General features: G+C 45.0%; 14 protein-coding genes, 1 tRNA gene and 1 pseudogene. 9 read left to right on the top strand and 7 right to left on the bottom strand.

All coding sequences use genetic code 11. The features are described 5' to 3' along the window. Window positions 1-162 precede the first annotated feature (162 nt). The 3 genes from truA (at window position 163) to C234_RS0104595 (ending at window position 3,116) form a co-directional block, all read left to right on the top strand. Window positions 163-915 (top strand): tRNA pseudouridine(38-40) synthase TruA, encoded by a 753-nt coding sequence (gene truA / locus C234_RS0104610; RefSeq protein ID WP_027324819.1) that lies wholly within the window; start codon window positions 163-165, stop codon window positions 913-915. Window positions 916-973: 58 nt separating this feature from the next. Further along, window positions 974-1,873 carry a DMT family transporter gene (locus C234_RS0104605; protein ID WP_027324818.1) on the top strand — a complete coding sequence of 300 codons (900 nt, stop codon included), beginning with the start codon at window positions 974-976 and terminating at the stop codon, window positions 1,871-1,873. Window positions 1,874-2,441: 568 nt separating this feature from the next. After that, window positions 2,442-3,116, top strand: a complete 675-nt coding sequence (locus C234_RS0104595) for a DUF3256 family protein (protein WP_027324817.1) — start codon at window positions 2,442-2,444, stop codon at window positions 3,114-3,116. 7 nt (window positions 3,117-3,123) lie between these two features. On the opposite strand, the gene C234_RS0104590 is transcribed toward C234_RS0104595, so the two are convergent. The 4 genes from C234_RS0104590 to C234_RS0104575 all read right to left on the bottom strand — a co-directional run bounded on the left by C234_RS0104590 (window position 3,124) and on the right by C234_RS0104575 (window position 10,069). Next, window positions 3,124-4,212 (bottom strand): phosphotransferase enzyme family protein, encoded by a 1,089-nt coding sequence (locus C234_RS0104590; protein ID WP_027324816.1) that lies wholly within the window; start codon window positions 4,210-4,212, stop codon window positions 3,124-3,126. A 28-nt stretch (window positions 4,213-4,240) separates the two neighbouring features. Continuing rightward, window positions 4,241-7,627, bottom strand: coding sequence for a glycoside hydrolase family 2 TIM barrel-domain containing protein (locus C234_RS0104585; protein ID WP_027324815.1), 3,387 nt, complete (start codon window positions 7,625-7,627; stop codon window positions 4,241-4,243). A gap of 21 nt (window positions 7,628-7,648) precedes the next feature. Further along, the gene (locus tag C234_RS0104580) at window positions 7,649-8,539 is read right to left on the bottom strand and encodes a YitT family protein (RefSeq protein WP_027324814.1); all 891 of its coding nucleotides are present in this window, start codon (window positions 8,537-8,539) and stop codon (window positions 7,649-7,651) included. A 126-nt stretch (window positions 8,540-8,665) separates the two neighbouring features. Next, window positions 8,666-10,069: a Gfo/Idh/MocA family protein gene (locus tag C234_RS0104575; protein WP_027324813.1), complete on the bottom strand. Its 1,404-nt coding sequence runs from the start codon at window positions 10,067-10,069 to the stop codon at window positions 8,666-8,668. Window positions 10,070-10,366: 297 nt separating this feature from the next. Between C234_RS0104575 and C234_RS0104565 the strand changes: the two genes are divergently transcribed. Continuing rightward, on the top strand, window positions 10,367-11,938 hold the full coding sequence (locus tag C234_RS0104565; protein WP_027324812.1) for a sulfatase family protein: 1,572 nt from the start codon (window positions 10,367-10,369) through the stop codon (window positions 11,936-11,938). 226 nt (window positions 11,939-12,164) lie between these two features. Here C234_RS0104565 and C234_RS0104560 read toward each other — a convergent pair. The 3 genes from C234_RS0104560 to C234_RS0104550 form a co-directional block, all read right to left on the bottom strand. Beyond that, window positions 12,165-12,237: transfer RNA gene (locus tag C234_RS0104560), tRNA-Lys, on the bottom strand. Between the two features lie 108 nt (window positions 12,238-12,345). Further along, window positions 12,346-13,467, bottom strand: a complete 1,122-nt coding sequence (locus C234_RS0104555) for an AI-2E family transporter (RefSeq protein WP_027324811.1) — start codon at window positions 13,465-13,467, stop codon at window positions 12,346-12,348. 22 nt (window positions 13,468-13,489) lie between these two features. Then, window positions 13,490-14,089 carry a thymidine kinase gene (locus C234_RS0104550; RefSeq protein WP_027324810.1) on the bottom strand — a complete coding sequence of 200 codons (600 nt, stop codon included), beginning with the start codon at window positions 14,087-14,089 and terminating at the stop codon, window positions 13,490-13,492. 532 nt (window positions 14,090-14,621) lie between these two features. Here C234_RS0104550 and C234_RS0104540 point away from each other — a divergent pair. From C234_RS0104540 to C234_RS17875, 5 genes and pseudogenes are all read left to right on the top strand, one after another. After that, window positions 14,622-15,185 carry a hypothetical protein gene (locus C234_RS0104540; protein WP_027324808.1) on the top strand — a complete coding sequence of 188 codons (564 nt, stop codon included), beginning with the start codon at window positions 14,622-14,624 and terminating at the stop codon, window positions 15,183-15,185. A 9-nt stretch (window positions 15,186-15,194) separates the two neighbouring features. Further along, window positions 15,195-15,869, top strand: a complete 675-nt coding sequence (rsmI, locus tag C234_RS0104535) for a 16S rRNA (cytidine(1402)-2'-O)-methyltransferase (protein ID WP_027324807.1) — start codon at window positions 15,195-15,197, stop codon at window positions 15,867-15,869. 28 nt (window positions 15,870-15,897) lie between these two features. Beyond that, a complete protein-coding gene (locus C234_RS0104530; protein WP_027324806.1) occupies window positions 15,898-16,752 on the top strand; it encodes a Cbp1 family collagen-binding glycoprotein adhesin in 855 nt (284 codons plus the stop codon). 86 nt (window positions 16,753-16,838) lie between these two features. Next, complete coding sequence (locus tag C234_RS0104525; protein WP_021645663.1) at window positions 16,839-17,531, top strand: YjjG family noncanonical pyrimidine nucleotidase; 693 nt, start codon at window positions 16,839-16,841, stop codon at window positions 17,529-17,531. Between the two features lie 108 nt (window positions 17,532-17,639). Continuing rightward, window positions 17,640-17,831, top strand: a pseudogene (locus tag C234_RS17875) (IS982 family transposase); the annotation flags it as partial.

Genomic DNA, 17,831 nt, shown 5'->3' with positions numbered 1-17,831 from the left:
TTTCGGCAAACGTTGCTTTCCGGCATCGTATAAAATGCTTGCTTGCCGTAAAGAATACGGAATGTTCTCTGCGCCGGTTCGAAACCGGAAAATTTGATTATTCGAGTTTCTGAATGAAAAAATGATTATTTTTGCAGTCAAAATCTAAAAAAGAAAGATTTCGTGCAAAGATATTTCATCTATTTGGCTTACGACGGCACCCGTTACCACGGTTGGCAGGTTCAACCCAACGGTATCAGCGTGCAGGAATGCCTCATGAAAGCGTTGGCCACCTTCCTGCGGGAAGACATCGAAGTGGTGGGAGCCGGACGTACCGACGCGGGAGTACACGCGTCTCTGATGGTGGCTCATTTCGATTGCGGCCTGTCTTTGGAGCCTGACGCGGTGGCGGATAAGCTGAACCGTTTGTTGCCCCCCGATATTTCCGTTTTCCGTATCCGACGGGTGAAGCCCGGCGCGCACGCCCGTTTCGATGCCGTGGAGCGCACTTACAAGTATTATATCGTTTCAGCCAAATACCCTTTCAACCGCCAATACCGTTGGAGGATCCACAGCCGGTTGGACTACGACCGGATGAACGAGGCTGCGCGCACGTTGTTGGAATATTCCGATTTCACGAGTTTCAGCAAACTGCACACTGATGTGAAGACGAATATCTGCCGGATCACCCATGCCGAATGGACGCAGGAAGATGATATCACTTGGGTGTTTACGATACGTGCCGACCGTTTTCTGCGGAACATGGTGCGCGCCATCGTCGGTACTCTGGTCGAAGTAGGGCGCGGAAAGCTCTCTGTCGACGGTTTCCGCCGCATCATTGAGCAGAAAGACCGTTGTAAAGCGGGCACTTCCGCACCGGGGCAAGCCTTGTTTCTCGTCGATGTGGCATATCCGCAGGATATTTTTGCGGACTGATGGCGGGAGAGCCGTCGGTTTGATTTCATCTTCAACTAAAGACTTTTAATATCGCATTATGTGGTTACTGTTAGCTTTCCTTTCCGCTACACTGCTCGGATTCTATGACGTTTTCAAGAAATATTCGCTGCGAGACAACGCCGTGCTTCCGGTACTTTTCCTCAACACGCTTTTCTCAAGTTTCATCTTTATTCCTTTTATTTTGCTCTCCGCCGGTGAGGGTTCCGTGCTGGAAAGAACGATATTTCATGTTCCCGCAGCCGGGTGGGAAGAGCATAAATATATCCTTCTGAAGTCGTTCATCGTGCTTTCTTCGTGGATATGCGGTTATTTCGGAATGAAACATCTGCCCATTACCATCGTCGGGCCGATAAACGCCACCCGCCCGGTAATGGTGCTGGTGGGGGCGATGCTGCTTTTCGGCGAACGGCTAAACCTTTATCAATGGACGGGTGTGGTCTTGGCCGTCGCCTCTTTCTTCCTGCTGAGCCGTTCGGGAAAGAAAGAGGGAATTGATTTCAGGCGCGACAAATGGATTTTCTTCATCGTGCTTGCGGCGGTGATGGGAGCCGCGAGCGGATTGTACGACAAATACCTGATGAAACAACTCAACCCCATGTTGGTGCAATCGTGGTACAACGTGTATCAGGTATTCATCATGTGTCCCATCCTGTTGATGCTTTGGTGGCCGAGAAGAAGAACCACCACGCCTTTCCGCTGGAGTTGGGCGATTGTTTTCATCTCGATTTTTCTCTCCGCCGCCGATTTCGCTTATTTCTACGCCTTGAGCCACGACGATTCGATGATCTCCATTGTCTCCATGATTCGCCGCGGAAGCGTCATCGTCTCTTTCCTCTTCGGAGCTTTGCTTTTCCGCGAGAAAAATTTGAGGAGCAAAGCCGTCGACTTGGCTCTGGTGCTGATCGGGATGATATTTTTATACTTGGGAACCAAATAGAAAGGAGGAGAGAACGTAATCTTGCACCGTTCTCTTTTGGCGGCGGTGTGGTTTCTCTTCGCCTTTCCTTTTATTAAGCATCTTCTTTAACACAACTTCTATTTATACGTTGTAAACTTATTTGCCCAAGACCTTAGCGATTGTTCGTCTTGTTCAACACACTTCCACTTCTACCTGTTTTCGGCTCCCGAGTGAAGTGCCCGGTGAAGTCTTCTTACTTAACACTCTTTCATTCCTGCCCCTCTACAGTCCTGCTTTCTTCCTGTGTAGACACTCCTCTTACTTAACGTACTTTCATTCCTGCCCGCTTCCTGTTGCTTCCTTTGGGAAAATTTTCTCACTCCCATATGGTTTAAGACCTGTATTTCCCTTTCAATCCGGCATGTTCTCTCCCAAAAAGAAAAATGTTTTTGCCGAATATACTTATAACTCAAGGTTATCATGTATATTTGCACGTGCAAATCATCGGCGATAACGCACGCAACCGCCGGAGCAGCAGGCACGAAAGAAAATACGTGCCGGTAAAAAGGCGGAAAGAGAGCGACGTTCTGTCTTGTGTGCGGATAAAATAAGAATAAATATGGAAAGAAAATTGTCTTTATCTTTTATACTGAGTGTGGCGTTAGGTTTCTTCTTTTTAACCCCTCTTCGTGCGCAAGAGGCCAAAACGCTGTTTGTAAATATGCCCGATTCGCTGCTGCCTTTACTTACTTCGGTAAACCGGGCAGACTGCATCGACTTTCTGGAAAGTAAAATGAAAGCGGAGGTAGACAATCGCTTCGGAGGAAAGTCGGAAATGACCGAACTGGGGAAAGACTACATTTGCATGCAGTTGTCCGCACAAACTTCCTGGCAAATGAAGGTGTTGCCCGTAAACGATTCCGTTCGTGTGATTTGCACCGTATCCACTGCCTGCGCGCCTGCTTGCGATAGTACCGTCCGTTTCTATACGTCCGACTGGAAGTCTCTTCCGGCTTCATCGTTTATTGTTCTTCCGGCGATGGACGATTTTTTCAATCGTCCCGATTCTCTCCAAAGCCAACTTTTCGAGACTTCGCGTCGTTCTGCCGATATCCCGTTGGTGAAGGTGCTGTTGAATAAGGAGAATACGGAACTGACGGTGCAACCCGTATTTGACTATATGGTAAAAGAAACGGCGGAGAAACTGAAACCGTTTCTCCGCCGCCCTATAGTGTATGAATGGAAAGACGGCTCTTTCCAAAAGAAAACCGTCCTTCTCTGACCGGCTCTTATTTCTTCAGGCATTCTTGTATGAATGCTACCATTTCCGGAGTATGCTCTTCTACGCTTTGCAGTAGTTTGAACTGAGCTTTGGTACGAACCAGATTGTGTTCGGGGTACTTGATCTTGTAATAAGTGTCACCGTTGATATAATCGGCAAGGAACCGTACACATTGCATGTATGGGAACAATGCGGCAGCGTAAGGAAGATTTTCAATCTCAATGGGAGTCAGAAACGATTGGGCTCCTTTCAGATATCCTTCGGTGAAAGCCTTGAAAATCTCCATGTTGAAATTCACGCGGTTCAGGTCTTTATCGTCCTCATCTCCGGTGTTGGCGCCCGTACGAAGGAAGTCTCCGTAGTCGGAAAAGATGAAGCTCGGCATTACCGTATCCAGATCGATGACGCAAAGCACCTTGCCGTCTTCGTCGAACATCATGTTGTTCACTTTCGTGTCGCAATGGCAAACACGTTTAGGCAGTTTGCCTTCCCGGTGCAAGCGCTCGGCTTTGCACATTTCATCCGCTCTTTTCTCTATTTCGTCCAGGTAGTATTGAACTTCTGCCACTCTTCCTGCGGCGTTCGAAGCCACCGCGTCGCGCAATTGCTTCAGGCGGAACTCCATGTTGTGGAAATCGGGAATAGTTTCACCCAGCGTTTCGGGGATGTCTGCCAGCATTGCCTGAAAATGTCCGAAAGCTTCTCCGGCATATCGCGAATATTCCGGAGTCACCGCTTCGTATGTTTTTGCACGAGGAATGAATACCATTACACGCCAATAGCTTTCTCCGTCGAACCAATACGTTTTCCCTTCCGCTGTCTCAAGGAAGGTAAGCACTTTGCGGTCGATATCCTGTTCGCCTGCTTCCGTCAGTTTCTTCCTGATATGGCGGGTTACAGCCGAGATATTGGATTGGAGCATTTCTACATTTTGGAAGATGGCATGATTGATGCGTTGCAATACATAGTCGGGTGCGTCTTTTTCGCAAGTCTGTACTTTGTACGTATCGTTGATAAGCCCGGAGCCTAAAGGTTGGATCTTATCTACCGTACCCTTAATGTTGAACTTAGCTACAATGTTTGATAAATCTTTCATGAAAGTTTTCTTTATATTTTAAAAGTGGTTAGTAATTATATTTAATTGCTTCGTTTGCCTGTGCTGAAGAGCGTACGGGCATTAACGTGAATCCCCAGTTGTATTCGCGGTTGGCGGGAATCTGATACATCGGTTCCGGACGTGATCCCCAACTGTCGTATCCGCCTACGCCTTGTTGCTTCATGTCGACACATACTTCTACGAAGTCTCTCGGTATGATGTCGTTGGTGTGATGCATTCTTCTCATCACGTTGCGTGCAGCTTCTTCATTGCGGTTGGCTATTTCTGCGGGGGTAAAGTTGTTCCATTGGTAAGGATGTGGAAGAGCCTCCTCCGAATCAAAATCTTCAATGGAATTGCGCAGGGCGTTAAAGCCGATGATACTGTCGGCTACAACGGCAAGCCCTCCGCCCTTTGCCTGGCTTAAAGTCAGCCAACGCGTGTCTGTGCGGTGGCCATTTTCCTGAGGACGTACATAGTTGAAGTACATCCGGTCTGCCGTTGTTTTATAAATACCCACCAGTGTTCCGTGGTTGCGGTCGATGTAATTCTCTTCCGGTCCGCGTCCAAAATATTCCACCTGATTCATGGAAGCCGGCAGGCGGAAACGAACGCCGATACGCGGAACTTCCAGCTTCGATGTGGCTTTTCGTGCCTCTTCGTTGCCCGGAGTGAATGTTGCCGTGCGGGTGGCTTCCGAAACAGCTGTTTCAGCAGCGAGCATATCGGTGGAAGTAAACTGCACCTTTACATTGACCACTCCGTTCGGATAAATCTTATAAGTTATGTTATACAGGTTTCCTGCGGTCAAGAGATACGTAGCTTTCAATAATACGGCTTTGTCTTCCGTACTCATTTGCACGTCTGTCACCCTGAAGTTTTTGCTCGATTGTTTCCATACTTGCAGGCGTTTCGGGGTTCCGTTGCCATAGTCGTTATCCGTCGGTCCGCGCCAGAAGTTGGGCTGGATGCCGAATCCGTCTTTAAAATATTCCGTTCCGTCTACTCGGTACGAAGTTACCAATCCGCTCTTCTTGTTAAATGTAAAGTTGACTTTCGATGAAGAAACAACAAAATTGTCACCGTCTACATTGGTTTTCAACGTGGGACCTCCTGTTTTGTAAGCGGTCTTTGCGGCGTTAATAGGTAGGCGGAATTGGTCGTAAGCGATTTCAAATCCTGCAGGAATCAACGGTTCCGGCTCTACTGTGACAACGCTGAAGTTTACAAAGTATTCGGTTCCTGCTTTCGCCTTCATATTGCTTACCGGTACGGTAAACTCCTGCGAAGTTTGAGGAGCGATGTTCAGTGTGGCTTTTCCGTTACGAACGGTTTTTCCATTCGCCGATATGTTGTAGTGTATCCGGTATTTATTCAGATTCGTAAAATAGAATCGGTTGGTGATTCTGAATACTCCCTTTCCGGCATCGATAGCTTCAAAGGCAACATTCTGATGCACATATTTCACTTCAGCCATGGCAGGGTGCGGAGTACGGTCGGGGTTTACTATTCCGTTGCAAAGGAAGTTTCCGTCGCTCGGAGCATTCACTCCGAAATCGCCTCCGTAAGCCCAATACTCTCTTCCGTTCTTGTCTTTTTGCAGAATACCCTGGTCTACCCAGTCCCAGATATATCCGCCCTGCAGGTTCGGGTATTTATAAATCGCCTGCCATTGCCCCCAGATATTACCGGTAGAATTGCCCATGGCATGCGCATATTCGGATGGAACTATCGGACGGTCGCTTCCGTTTCTGCCTATGCTTTCAAGCCAAGCCGCTCCGGGGTATTGGGGAACATACATATCCGAGTTCCATTCCCATTGGGCGCGCTCGTAGTTCACGGGGCGGTTCATGAGATTCTTGTCGGCTTCTTTCACCCATATATAAGTCTGATAGAAATTGTATCCGTTGCCTGCTTCGTTTCCTAACGACCAGAATGTCACGGAAGGATAGTTTTTATTGCGTTCGAACATGTTGATCGTGCGGTCCATGTGCGCTTTCAGCCATTCCGGATTGTTGCCCAATGTGCCGCCTTTGCGAAGATCGTAATACATTCCATGGCTTTCGATGTTGGCTTCGTCGTAAACATACAAACCGTATTCATCGCAAAGTTCATAGAAACGGCGGTCTTGCGGATAATGGCACAAGCGAACGGTGTTCAGATTGTGTTGTTTCATCAATTCAAAGTCACGTCTCATTAGTTCCTCCGGCACGTAATGTCCTGTCTCCGGATTATGTTCGTGTACGTTGACCCCTTTTAATTTTAGAGGCTGCCCGTTGATGAACAGACAAACGTAGGGTTTACCGTTGGCTGCTTTTTGTTCAATCGGTTTAATTTCTATGCGGCGGAATCCTACATTGAAAGGCACGATTTCGCTTACCCTGCCGTTTTCTTTGATGGTCATCATCAGCTTGTACAAATTCGGATGTTCCGAAGTCCATGTGAGTACTTCGGGAATTTCTTTGCCGAAAGAGACTGTACGCACTTCGCCTGCGGGAACGTTCATCGCCTTTTCTTCGGTAGAAACGGCTTTTCCCTGTGCGTTTAGCAGTTCGTAAATTACCGTCAGATTACTTGCATCCGTCCGGCGGTTGCGTAAATCTATGTCCAACGAGAAGACACCTGTTTGATAACTGTCGTCCAAAGTAGATTTGACGCGGAAGTCTTTGATTGAAGCTTTCGGTTGAGAGTATATATATACATCCCGTTCGATACCGCTGATGCGCCAGAAGTCCTGACATTCCAAGTAAGATCCTGTACTCCAACGGAATATTTTCAGTGTCAGTACGTTCTTTCCTGCCGTGACATACTTATTGATCAGGAACTCTGCGGGATTTTTCGAATCTTCGCTGTATCCTGCTTCTTTTCCGTTGATATATACATATACTCCCGATTTGGCTCCTGATAAATGCAGATAGATATCCCGATCCATCCAATCGGAAGGAATTTCGATATCACGGCGGTAAACGCCTACCGGATTCGCTTCCGGCAATGCGGGAGGCTGCGGGTTCCTCGGGCGGAATTCATATCCGTGATTGGTGTAAATAGCCGTCCCGTATCCTTGCACTTCCCAGTTTCCGGGAACCTTTATGTCATTCCAATTCGCTGTACTTGTGTTTGCTTCGGTAATGCCGGCCGGGAGATCTTTGTAGCTGTCTGCATAATAGAATTTCCATGTGCCGTTAAGCAACTTGTAGTAATTACTCTTTTCGTATCTGCCGGAAAGAGCGTCTGTCCGGTTATCGTATGTCATGAATGCTGTTCGCGGATATTCTTTATTGACAGCTACTACTTGTACATCTTTCCAATAAGGCGTTTGTGTTTTGTCTGCCTGCGCGTATGCAGCATGGGGAAGAAGTGTGAGACTTCCGAAGAGCAGTATGCCGAAGATGGCATGATAGATGTTCTTTCTCATGTTATTTATTTATGGTGGTTGTTACTTTACTTTTATACGGTCGAATCCTTCACCGTAGACACCGATAACGGCACTTTGTGATACAAAGGCGTGTGGGTCGATGTCTTTTATTAGTCTGAAAATCGTTGCCGATTCTCGTTTTCGTGCCAGCACGAACATCATCTTTTGTTCTTTACCCGAGTAGAAACCGGTTGCGTTGATGATTGTAACTCCCCGCTTGGGATATTCATTTATATGTCGGGCAATTTCTTCCCATTGGTTGCTGATAATAAAAAACTGAACCGACTGTCGGGAACTGTTTACCACTTGGTCTATTACGAAACTGCAAATATAAAGGGTGACAAATCCATATACAACCTTTTCCCAGTCTTTTAAAACGAAATAACTGGAAGAGATAATTACCAGATCGCACAATAATATAACCCTTCCGAGTGTTATTTCCCGATATTTATGTATAATGGCCGCAATAATGTCTGTTCCTCCCGTGCTCCCATTAGCCGAAAAGGCTGTTCCTACCCCGGCTCCGCAAAAAGATGCGCCTAAAACACACGCCATGAAAGGTTGACTCTGGAGCAACTGCGTTCCTTTGGTTACTTCCTGTATCACTGAAACAAAAAAAGTCAGCGTGAATACCGCAAAGATTGTTTTAATGCTGAACTTGAAGCCTAATATTTTTAGAGCCAGAATTAAAAGGAAAAAATTGATGCCGAAGTAGCTGTATTGCACAGGAGAGCCGGTGGCAAAATAAATGATGGAAGCAATACCGGGTACACCACCGGTAGTAATGTCATTGGGGAGAAGGAACAATACCCATCCTATACTATACAAAACCATCCCGAAAGCAATGGTTATATAATCCTTAGCCTCCCTGTACACAACTTGCTTAGAGGTTTTGCCGATGTATGTTTTCATACTATTATGCCGCCCCGACGATAAAGATTAATAAGATTTTCACACACTAAACACAGATCATCCGAATATCTTTACAAAAGAAGTAAAAATATTCGGGCAATCTGTGTTGGCTATGTTTAAAAGTTCTTAATTAGCAAAGGCGTGTCTATATCCTTTGATTCTTTCCCATCCTCCGCGGGTGAAATCAGGTACTTCTACCGGAGCGGAACCGTTTTCGATAGAGATACGGCTGAGCTCTGCCATGCAACACCATTCGGCTAAATCGTATACGTCCATGTCCAATGGCAATCCGTTCCGTAAACAGTATATTAAACGGTAATCCATTATATAGTCCATTCCTCCGTGTCCACCTACTTTCTTGGCAGTTTCTTCCAATTCACGGTGAATCGGGTGTTTGTATTTTTCCATCAGAGCTTTTTTCACTTCTTCTGTTACAGGACCGTGCGCGTTCAGTTTCTCGTGGTCGGGTGCTATATCCGAATCTACCTGAGTCGGACGAAGACAATACATCTCCATCGGATATTTGTCAGCGAATCCATCAGTTCCTACTGCTTGATACATACGGCTGTAAGGGCGAGGCGTCATCACATTGTGCTGAATCAGCATAGTCTTTCCTTTTTCCGTACGTATCATTGTGGTGGTTTGGTCGCCGTTCTGGAAGTCTTTTACCTCTTCTCCGGTTTTGTTTTTGATATATGCCGGACCGTTAACGGCTTTTGTGTCCATGGACACAAGAGTCTTCATACGGTCTCCGCGGTGAATGTCGAGCAGTTGGCAAGCAGGCCCCATGCCATGTGTGGCATATACGTCTCCACGAAATTTACGGTTATAATCCATGCGCCAATTGTTCCAGTAATGCCCCCAGAAATCTTCCAGATTATGGATATAAGCTCCTTCGGCATGCAGAATTTCTCCGAATACTCCTTGATGAGCCATGTTTAGTGTGGTCAGTTCAAAAAAGTCGTATACGCAATTCTCCAGCTGCATGCAATGCTTACGGGTTCTTTCCGAAGTATTGATCAACTTCCATATTTCATCCAAAGTCATGGCTGCCGGAACCTCGATGGCTACATGCTTGCCTTGCTCCATTGCATAAACTCCCATTTCTGCGTGATTTTTCCAGTCGGTTACTATATATACAAGGTCGATGTCAGTCCGTTCGCACAATTTCTTCCAGGCATCTTCGCTACCGGAATATTCGGCTGCTTTGGGAAGACCGGCTTTAACTAAATATTTTTGAGCTTTTTCCACACGTTCGGGATAAATGTCGCAAAGGGCTACCACTTGGGTGCCGGGAATATGTGTGAAACGTTCCACTGCTCCGGGACCACGCATGCCGAGTCCGATGAATCCTACACGAACCGTTTCCATTTTGGGGGTAGTAAGTTGGAGAACATCTTTTTGTCCGGCAGGTCGTTCGGGAGTTTCTATCCGAATAGGAGAGAAGTCACTTTTTGTTTTCTGTGCATATCCGTTTTGGATTCCGAACAAAGTTGCAGTAACGATTAAAATCGTAATAATTTTGCGCATAATGTTTTTCGGTTTTAAAAGGTTTATAAATTATAGTTGTTTTTGTGTTTTAGAACTTTGATATCGTATGCGAATTTATTTTAAATACACGAGATTGCTCTTACTCCCTACCCGTATGCCAACCTTTTTGTTTATTTTTAACGAAACGGGCTGCTTTGTGAACAAATAATTGGTATTTTTGATGATTTATTTATTTTTTCTTCCTGTTATATATGGCAAATTATTACTTTTGCTTTTCGATAAAGAATCGCTCTCTTTTTATCGTGTAAGTCAGAAAATTAAAATGAAAAACATAATATGAAAAAGATTTTTTTACTTACAGCTTTTTCTCCATTGGCGAGTGTATCTGTAAGCGCTCAACATGTGGATTATCGTTTTGCGTCGTCAAATGGTGAAGGTGAAGCTGATTTACCGAATGTTATCTTTATTTATGCAGACGATTTAGGATACGGAGATTTGGAGTGTTATGGCGCTAAAAATGTGGAAACACCGAATGTAAATCGGTTGGCGGCCGCAGGGGTTCGCTTTACAAACGCTTATGCTACGGCTGCAACAAGCACTCCTTCACGATATTCCATGCTTACGGGTGAATATGCATGGAGGCAACCCGGGACAGATGTTGCTGCCGGAAACGCAGGTTTGATTATACGTCCCGAGCGTTATACGATAGCGGATATGTTTAAAAATGCCGGCTATGCTACGGCTGCTATTGGAAAGTGGCATTTAGGTCTTGGAGATAAGACAGGAGAACAAGATTGGAATGCGCCGTTGGCTACCGCTTTAGGAGATTTGGGTTTTGACTATTCCTACATTATGGCAGCTACCGCCGATCGTGTGCCTTGCGTCTTTATCGAAAACGGGAAAGTAGCCAATTACGATCCGGAAGCCCCGATTGAGGTTAGTTATAAACGACCTTTCGACGGAGAACCTTTGGCGAAAGATCATCCGGAATTGTTATTTAACCTGAAGTCGAGCCATGGACATGATATGGCCATTGTGAATGGCATCGGCCGGATCGGTTATATGAAAGGCGGCGGAAAAGCATTGTGGAAGGATGAAAACATTGCCGACTCCATCACGTCGCATGCTGTTGCGTTTATTGAACAAAACAAAGATAAACCTTTTTTCATGTACTTTGCAACAAACGATGTGCATGTGCCCCGTTTCCCGCACGAACGTTTTCGAGGAAAGAACCCTATGGGGCTTCGCGGCGATGCTATCGCCCAGTTCGACTGGAGTGTAGGTCAAATCATGGCTGCTTTGGATCGATTGGGGCTGACAAAGAATACGCTTATCATTCTTTCCAGCGATAACGGGCCCGTTACCGACGACGGATATGCCGATCGTTCTGAAGAACTGCTAAAAGGGCATAAACCCGCCGGACCTTTACGTGGAGGTAAATACAGCGCATTTGAGGCAGGAACTCGTATCCCAGCCATTGCAAGCTGGCCTAAAGTCATGAAAGAAGCGCATGTTTCGGATGCATTGGTTTCGCAAATTGATTGGTTCTCTTCCTTGGGGAGTTTGATCGGTGCCAAACTTCCGAAAGGAGCGGCTCCCGATAGCAGAGATTATCTGGACGCTTGGATGGGAAAAGATGGGATAGGGCGTTCTTGGGTGATCGAACAAGCCGCTAATCATACATTGTCCGTGCGTACAAAAGATTGGAAGTACATAGAGCCAAGTGACGGACCGAAAATGATTCCATGGGGACCGAAGATTGAAACCGGTTATTTAAACGTTCCACAACTTTATAATCTGAGCAAAGATATTTACGAAGAAACGAATTTGGCGGAAAAACATCCGGATATTCTTCGGGAACTTCATGATCTTTTAAAGCGGGTTGTGGATTCCGGCGCCGCTCTTTGATCCAATTCGCAGTATGATGAAAGAAATCTCCGATAATACAAGCGACTATTGGAGATTTCTTTTATTTTCATGATCCGCGGCAATCCATTGTTATGGGTTTACTTTAGTTCTAATTTATTTTAGGTCCTAACAAAGCCTTGGCTTGCGAAAGTCCGGGCTTTGTACATAAAGAAAGAGGGCGTGCATTTCGGCATACCCTCTTTCTTTGTTTTGCGTTTGTTTTTCGTGATCCGCCTGGGGCTCGAACCCAGGACCCCAACATTAAAAGTGTTGTGCTCTACCTGCTGAGCTAGCGAATCAATCCTTTTTGCGAATCGGTTATTTCCTGATTGCGGGTGCAAAGGTAGTTACTTTTATTTAATCTGCAAGTGTTTTGTCGAAAAAGATGCAAACTTTTTTCAACCGTTTTAATTTGCTTCTTGATTATCAGTTGGTTCTACGCAGTCTTGTTTTATCATCTTTTCTCTGTTGATAATAAAACGTTGGTAATACGAGAGCATGAGCGTAGTGAGAGGAAGGGCGATGATCAGCCCCAGCATTCCCATTAATGATCCCCAAATGGACAAGGATAGGAGAATGATGGCCGGATTGAGCCCGGTAATCTTTCCCATGATTTTGGGTACCAGGAGCGTGTCTTGTATGGTTTGCACTACTGCAAAAACGGCTATTGCGCTTGCAATGATGACCCAAAAGTTTTGTCCGGTGTCGGCCGCCTTCAGAATGGCTAAAAGAAGCGTAGGGAGGAAGCCGATGATCTGCAGGTATGGCACCATGTTGAGCACTCCGATAAAAAGCCCCAAAGCGATGGCCATGGGAAAATCGATGATCAGGAAGCCAATACTGAAAAGAATTCCCACACAGAAAGCGACCAAAGCTTGGCCGCGGAAATATCTGTTCATGGCGTCTTGTACATCGCGGACGAGGTTGGACGCAAATTTGCGATATTTATTGGGGAGCAGATGCAGCCATCCTTCGGCTATCGATTCGTAATCCAACAGAATGAATACGATGTATAGCAGGATGATAAAGAAAGTGAAGACGCTGAACAGGATGTTGACCGATTCGGCTACTAAACTCCATAGTTTGGGAACTGCCTCCTGAATGGCAATTAAGAGTTTTTCCTCGCTTAATATGCGGTTGAGCGATTCGAGATCTACATATTCGCGGATGAATTCAGAGAGGTTTTGAGGTATATTGCTGCCTGCTCCGTTGGTAATATATGTCATTATCAGCTCGTTCATTCTTCCCATTTCAGAAATGATGGGAGGAACCAGCAGGTAAAAAAACACCACTCCGATAAGGGTGAGAAGAAACAGACTACAGAAAATGGAAAGAACACGGCTCCTTAGGCGTAGTTTGTATTGAAAGAATTTCACCAGAGGGTATATCATATAGGCGATGAGCCATGCTATGAAGAAAGGCAGCAATACGCCGCTCAATCGTTTTACGAGTATTAGCAGACCGATAATGAGGACTATGGTGATGGAGCTTCGTATAAACGTGTCGAATGTGATCTTTTTCCTCTTCATGTTAAATATGGAATTAAATTCTTTATTTATTTGAGTCGTCCTGTTCGAGCGCGCGTAAATAACATACTCGGCACAAAGGTTCGTATTCGGCGGTTTCACCAAGGAGAACCTGCTTGTCGCTTTTGACCGTACGATGTGAGAAAGATGCCAGTTCTCCGCATTTCACACAGATGGCATGTACTTTGGAAACTTCATCGGCAATGGCGCAGAGTTGAGGCATAGGTCCGAAAGGATTTCCTTTAAAATCCATGTCCAGTCCGGCAACAATGACTCTTACTCCGTTGTCGGCCAATTGTTTGCACACGTCGATCAATCCTTCATCAAAGAATTGTGCCTCATCGATACCCACGACTTCTATTTCAGAGGTGAACAGCAGAATACTGGCGGAGGAGTCGATCGGAGTGCAGGCGATGGAGTGGCTGTCGTGAGACACTACATCTTCTTCGGAATAACGGGTGTCGATGGCCGGTTTGAATATTTCCACCCGTTGGCGGGCAAATTTGGCGCGTTTCATTCGGCGGATGAGTTCTTCTGTTTTGCCGGAAAACATCGAGCCGCAGATAACTTCAATTCTTCCTCTTCTTCGGGTTTCTTGCGTGTGGTCTTCTGAATATACTACCATTATGTTCTTGTATGTTTTTCTTTTTATATTTAAGTACAAAGGTATATAAACCTTGCGAATTTTATTCATTAGCCGGACAATGTTTTTTTATTCTTTAATATGTCTTTCTCTGAAAACGGTTGGCTATAAAGTGTTTCTTGCTGATGAAACAACGTGTTCTTGCCGATGAAACAAAGTGTTTCTGCCGATGAAACAAAGTGTTTCTGCTGATGAAACAAAGTGTTTCTGCCGATGAAACAGTTTCTTCTTGTGTGGTTTAATGTTTTTATCCGGGTATTTTTCGTTCTATGGAATGAATATGGATTGGCAAATGATGCATTAATTATGGAAAAGGCGTTGGCTTCGTTTGGGTTTATTGGCTGCAACTCTGTGGAAAACTCTGCGTTAAACCGTTGCATTTGTTTGCTTTCCCCTCATTTTCAATATGGTTTTTAAACTGTGTAGTAGTTTAAGAACCGTTAAATAATTGGGATGTTTTAAAGGTTTTGACTAATTTATTCATACATTCGCATGATAATTCAGAGAAAAGAGGATGAAACGACAGTTGTTGACAGATATAGAACTGGATGTTCAGGAGCTTAAATGCCTTGCAGATTCTTTTTCGAAAACACCTACCACGGTTTTTCGCGAACTGATGGCGCGGAATGTGTTGCAGATGCGTGGAAGGCTGGACGAATTGTTGAAAGAGTTGAATGCCGATTGCGGAGAAGTTGCTTCGGATACTAAAGAGTCGGTAGCTGCTTATGTGGCGGATAATCCGCTCTCCGTATCTTGCGAACTTGAAGCCGAAACAGCGCAGATGGTGAAAGAAGGGGAGGCTTTGAATCGCAACTCCGTGTTGGGGGACAGCATTCTACCTGCTGTCGACTTGAGACGTTCCATCAGCTTGAATGATTCTTTTCGTTTCTCGCGCGAGATTTTCGGAGGAGACAACGAACTGATGAATCGTGTGGTCGAACAGATTTCAGCCATGAATTCTTATCATGCCGCCGTTGCTTTTCTTTCATCGAAAGCAAAGTTGGAAGAAGGGGAGGAAAACGAAGCGATGAACGATTTCTTGGAGTTGCTGAAAAAATATTTTAATCAACCGGCATAATCGAAAGGTATGGGAAAATTGTATGTAGTGCCTACACCGGTAGGAAATTTGGAAGATATGACCTTTCGTGCCATCAAGGTTTTGAAAGAGGCCGATTTGATTTTAGCCGAAGATACGCGTACTTCGGGAGTTTTGCTGAAGCATTTTGAAATAAAGAATTCCATGCAATCTCACCACAAGTTTAATGAACATAAGACGGTGGAGAGTGTTGTTAATAGAATAAAGGCGGGTGAAACGGTGGCTTTGATTTCGGACGCGGGTACGCCGGGAATTTCCGATCCGGGCTTTTTGGTTGTTCGCGAATGTGTCCGCAACGGAATCGAAGTACAGTGCCTTCCCGGAGCGACGGCTTTTGTTCCGGCGTTGGTATCGTCGGGATTGCCGAATGAAAAGTTTTGTTTCGAAGGTTTTCTACCTCAGAAAAAAGGGCGGCAAACTCGTTTGAAAGCTTTGGCCGATGAAAAGCGTACGATGGTCTTTTATGAATCACCGCATCGCTTGCTGAAGACATTGAACCAATTTGTCGAATGTTTCGGCGCTGAACGCCCGGCTTCGGTTTCGCGGGAGATATCCAAACTTCATGAAGAGACAGTTCGTGGAACTTTGGGTGAATTGGTAGAACACTTTACCGCTATCGAACCGCGAGGAGAAATTGTGATAGTATTAGCAGGAATAGACATTTAAAAATAACTTTATTTAAAAAATTAAATGTATGAAAAAGTTAGTAGTTTTATTTGTATGCGGGGCCATGTTGGCTTCGTGCGACGGATTAAAGGGCGGAAAAGGTTTGAAGGCCCAAAATGACTCTCTTTTATTGGAATTGACACAGCGTAATGCGGAACTGGATGATATGATGGGAACTTTCAATGAAATTCAGGAAGGGTTCCGTAAGATCAACGCTGCCGAAAGCCGTGTGGATTTGCAGCGTGGCACCATTACCGAGAATTCGGCAAGCGCAAAGCAGAAGATTGCTGCCGATATCGAGTTTATCACTAAACAGATGGAAGAGAATAAGGCTCAGATTGAGAAATTGCAGTCGCAACTCAAGAACAGCAAATACAGCTCTACCCAACTGAAAAAAGCGGTAGAATCGTTGACTGCCGAGCTGAATACCAAGCAGCAACGCATTGAAGAACTTCAGGTTGAGCTGGCTTCCAAGAACATTCGTATTCAAGAATTGGATGCGGCTGTCAGCGATTTGTCGGCTGCCAAAGAAGCTTTAACTTCGGAAAACGAAGCAAAATCCAAGACTGTCGCCGAGCAAGACAAGAGTCTGAACACTGCTTGGTTTGTGTTCGGTACGAAATCAGAGCTGAAAGACCAGAAGATTCTGAAAAGCGGAGACGTGTTGAAGAGCGCGGATTTCAATAAAGATTATTTTACTCAAATAGACATCCGTACAACAAAAGAAATCAAGCTTTATTCGAAGCGCGCGGAGTTGCTGACCAATCACCCCGCAGGTTCTTATGAATTTGTGAAAGACGATAAAGGACAGTTGACTTTTAAAATCAAAGAAGCTGCCGATTTCTGGAGCGTATCCAAATACTTGGTTATTTTGGTGAAATAAACGAAGACTATTTCTTGTAACTGAATAGCCGATGTGCCGATGCCTCTGAATTTGCACACCGGCTATTCTATTTATTCATTATTTACGTGAGATATAAAAACATATTTTTTGATCTGGACGACACCATCTGGGCTTTTTCCAAGAACGCGCGCGACACTTTCGAAGAAGTATATTGCGCAAATCATTTTGACCGTTTCTTCGATTCGTTCGACCATTTTTACACCCTTTATGAACAAAAGAATGTGGAGCTCTGGAGCGAATACGGAGAAGGCAAGATTAGCAAAGACGAGCTCAACAGCATGCGTTTCTTTTATCCCTTGCAATCTGTAGGAATTCATGATGAGGCGTTGGCGAAACGGTATTCTGCCGATTTCTTTTCAATCATTCCCACCAAAAGCGGCTTAATGCCCCATGCGAAAGAAGTGCTGGAGTATTTGGCGCCACGATACAATCTGTATATACTTTCGAACGGATTTCGAGAGTTGCAATGGCGTAAGATGTGTGCGTCGGGAGTAGACGGTTATTTTAAAAAACTTATCTTGTCCGAAGATTTGGGAGTGATGAAACCTTGGCCGGAGATTTTTCATTTTGCTTTATCCGCCACTCAATCAGGATTGCGCGATTCGTTGATGATAGGCGACAGTTGGGAAGCCGATATTACCGGGGCCAAGGGCGTAGGGATGCATCAAGTTTTTTATAATGTTACGGGGCGTACGGAATTTCCTTTTCATCCTACTTATCATATCCGGTCTTTAAAAGATTTGATAAATTTGTTGTAACTTTAACGTGAGTTCGACGAATTGTAAGTGCTTATAAATTTGGTGATTAGCGAAATTTGTTGTAACTTTATAGTACTAAAAAACAAAGGATTACAAACAAAAATCGCTATGATCACCGAAGACAAAGTTATTGAAATATTTTGTATGGCAGACGATTTCTGCAAGTTTTTTGATGCCATGATGGCAAAATATACTATAAGGCTGGTTCACAAGAGAAAGTATCATCGTTCCTCCACTATGTCCAAAGCAGAAGTTATGCTGATAATGATTCTCTTTCACGACTCCGGTTATCGCTGCCTG

This window comes from Bacteroides pyogenes DSM 20611 = JCM 6294 (assembly GCF_000428105.1).
GTDB lineage: Bacteria > Bacteroidota > Bacteroidia > Bacteroidales > Bacteroidaceae > Bacteroides > Bacteroides pyogenes.
Note: the sequence above shows the minus strand (reverse complement) of the source record. Positions and strands in the feature narration are given on the sequence as shown.

Coding starts and splice junctions, on each gene's coding strand:
- C234_RS0104530 (WP_027324806.1), top strand. CDS start 15,898: ATGAAAAAGTTAGTAGTTTTATTTGTATGCGGGGCCATGTTGGCTTCG.
- C234_RS0104590 (WP_027324816.1), bottom strand. CDS start 4,212: ATGAAAGATTTATCAAACATTGTAGCTAAGTTCAACATTAAGGGTACG.
- C234_RS0104555 (WP_027324811.1), bottom strand. CDS start 13,467: ATGAAGAGGAAAAAGATCACATTCGACACGTTTATACGAAGCTCCATC.
- C234_RS0104575 (WP_027324813.1), bottom strand. CDS start 10,069: ATGCGCAAAATTATTACGATTTTAATCGTTACTGCAACTTTGTTCGGA.
- C234_RS0104550 (WP_027324810.1), bottom strand. CDS start 14,089: ATGGTAGTATATTCAGAAGACCACACGCAAGAAACCCGAAGAAGAGGA.
- C234_RS0104605 (WP_027324818.1), top strand. CDS start 974: ATGTGGTTACTGTTAGCTTTCCTTTCCGCTACACTGCTCGGATTCTAT.
- C234_RS0104565 (WP_027324812.1), top strand. CDS start 10,367: ATGAAAAAGATTTTTTTACTTACAGCTTTTTCTCCATTGGCGAGTGTA.
- C234_RS0104540 (WP_027324808.1), top strand. CDS start 14,622: ATGAAACGACAGTTGTTGACAGATATAGAACTGGATGTTCAGGAGCTT.
- C234_RS0104580 (WP_027324814.1), bottom strand. CDS start 8,539: ATGAAAACATACATCGGCAAAACCTCTAAGCAAGTTGTGTACAGGGAG.
- C234_RS0104585 (WP_027324815.1), bottom strand. CDS start 7,627: ATGAGAAAGAACATCTATCATGCCATCTTCGGCATACTGCTCTTCGGA.
- rsmI (WP_027324807.1), top strand. CDS start 15,195: ATGGGAAAATTGTATGTAGTGCCTACACCGGTAGGAAATTTGGAAGAT.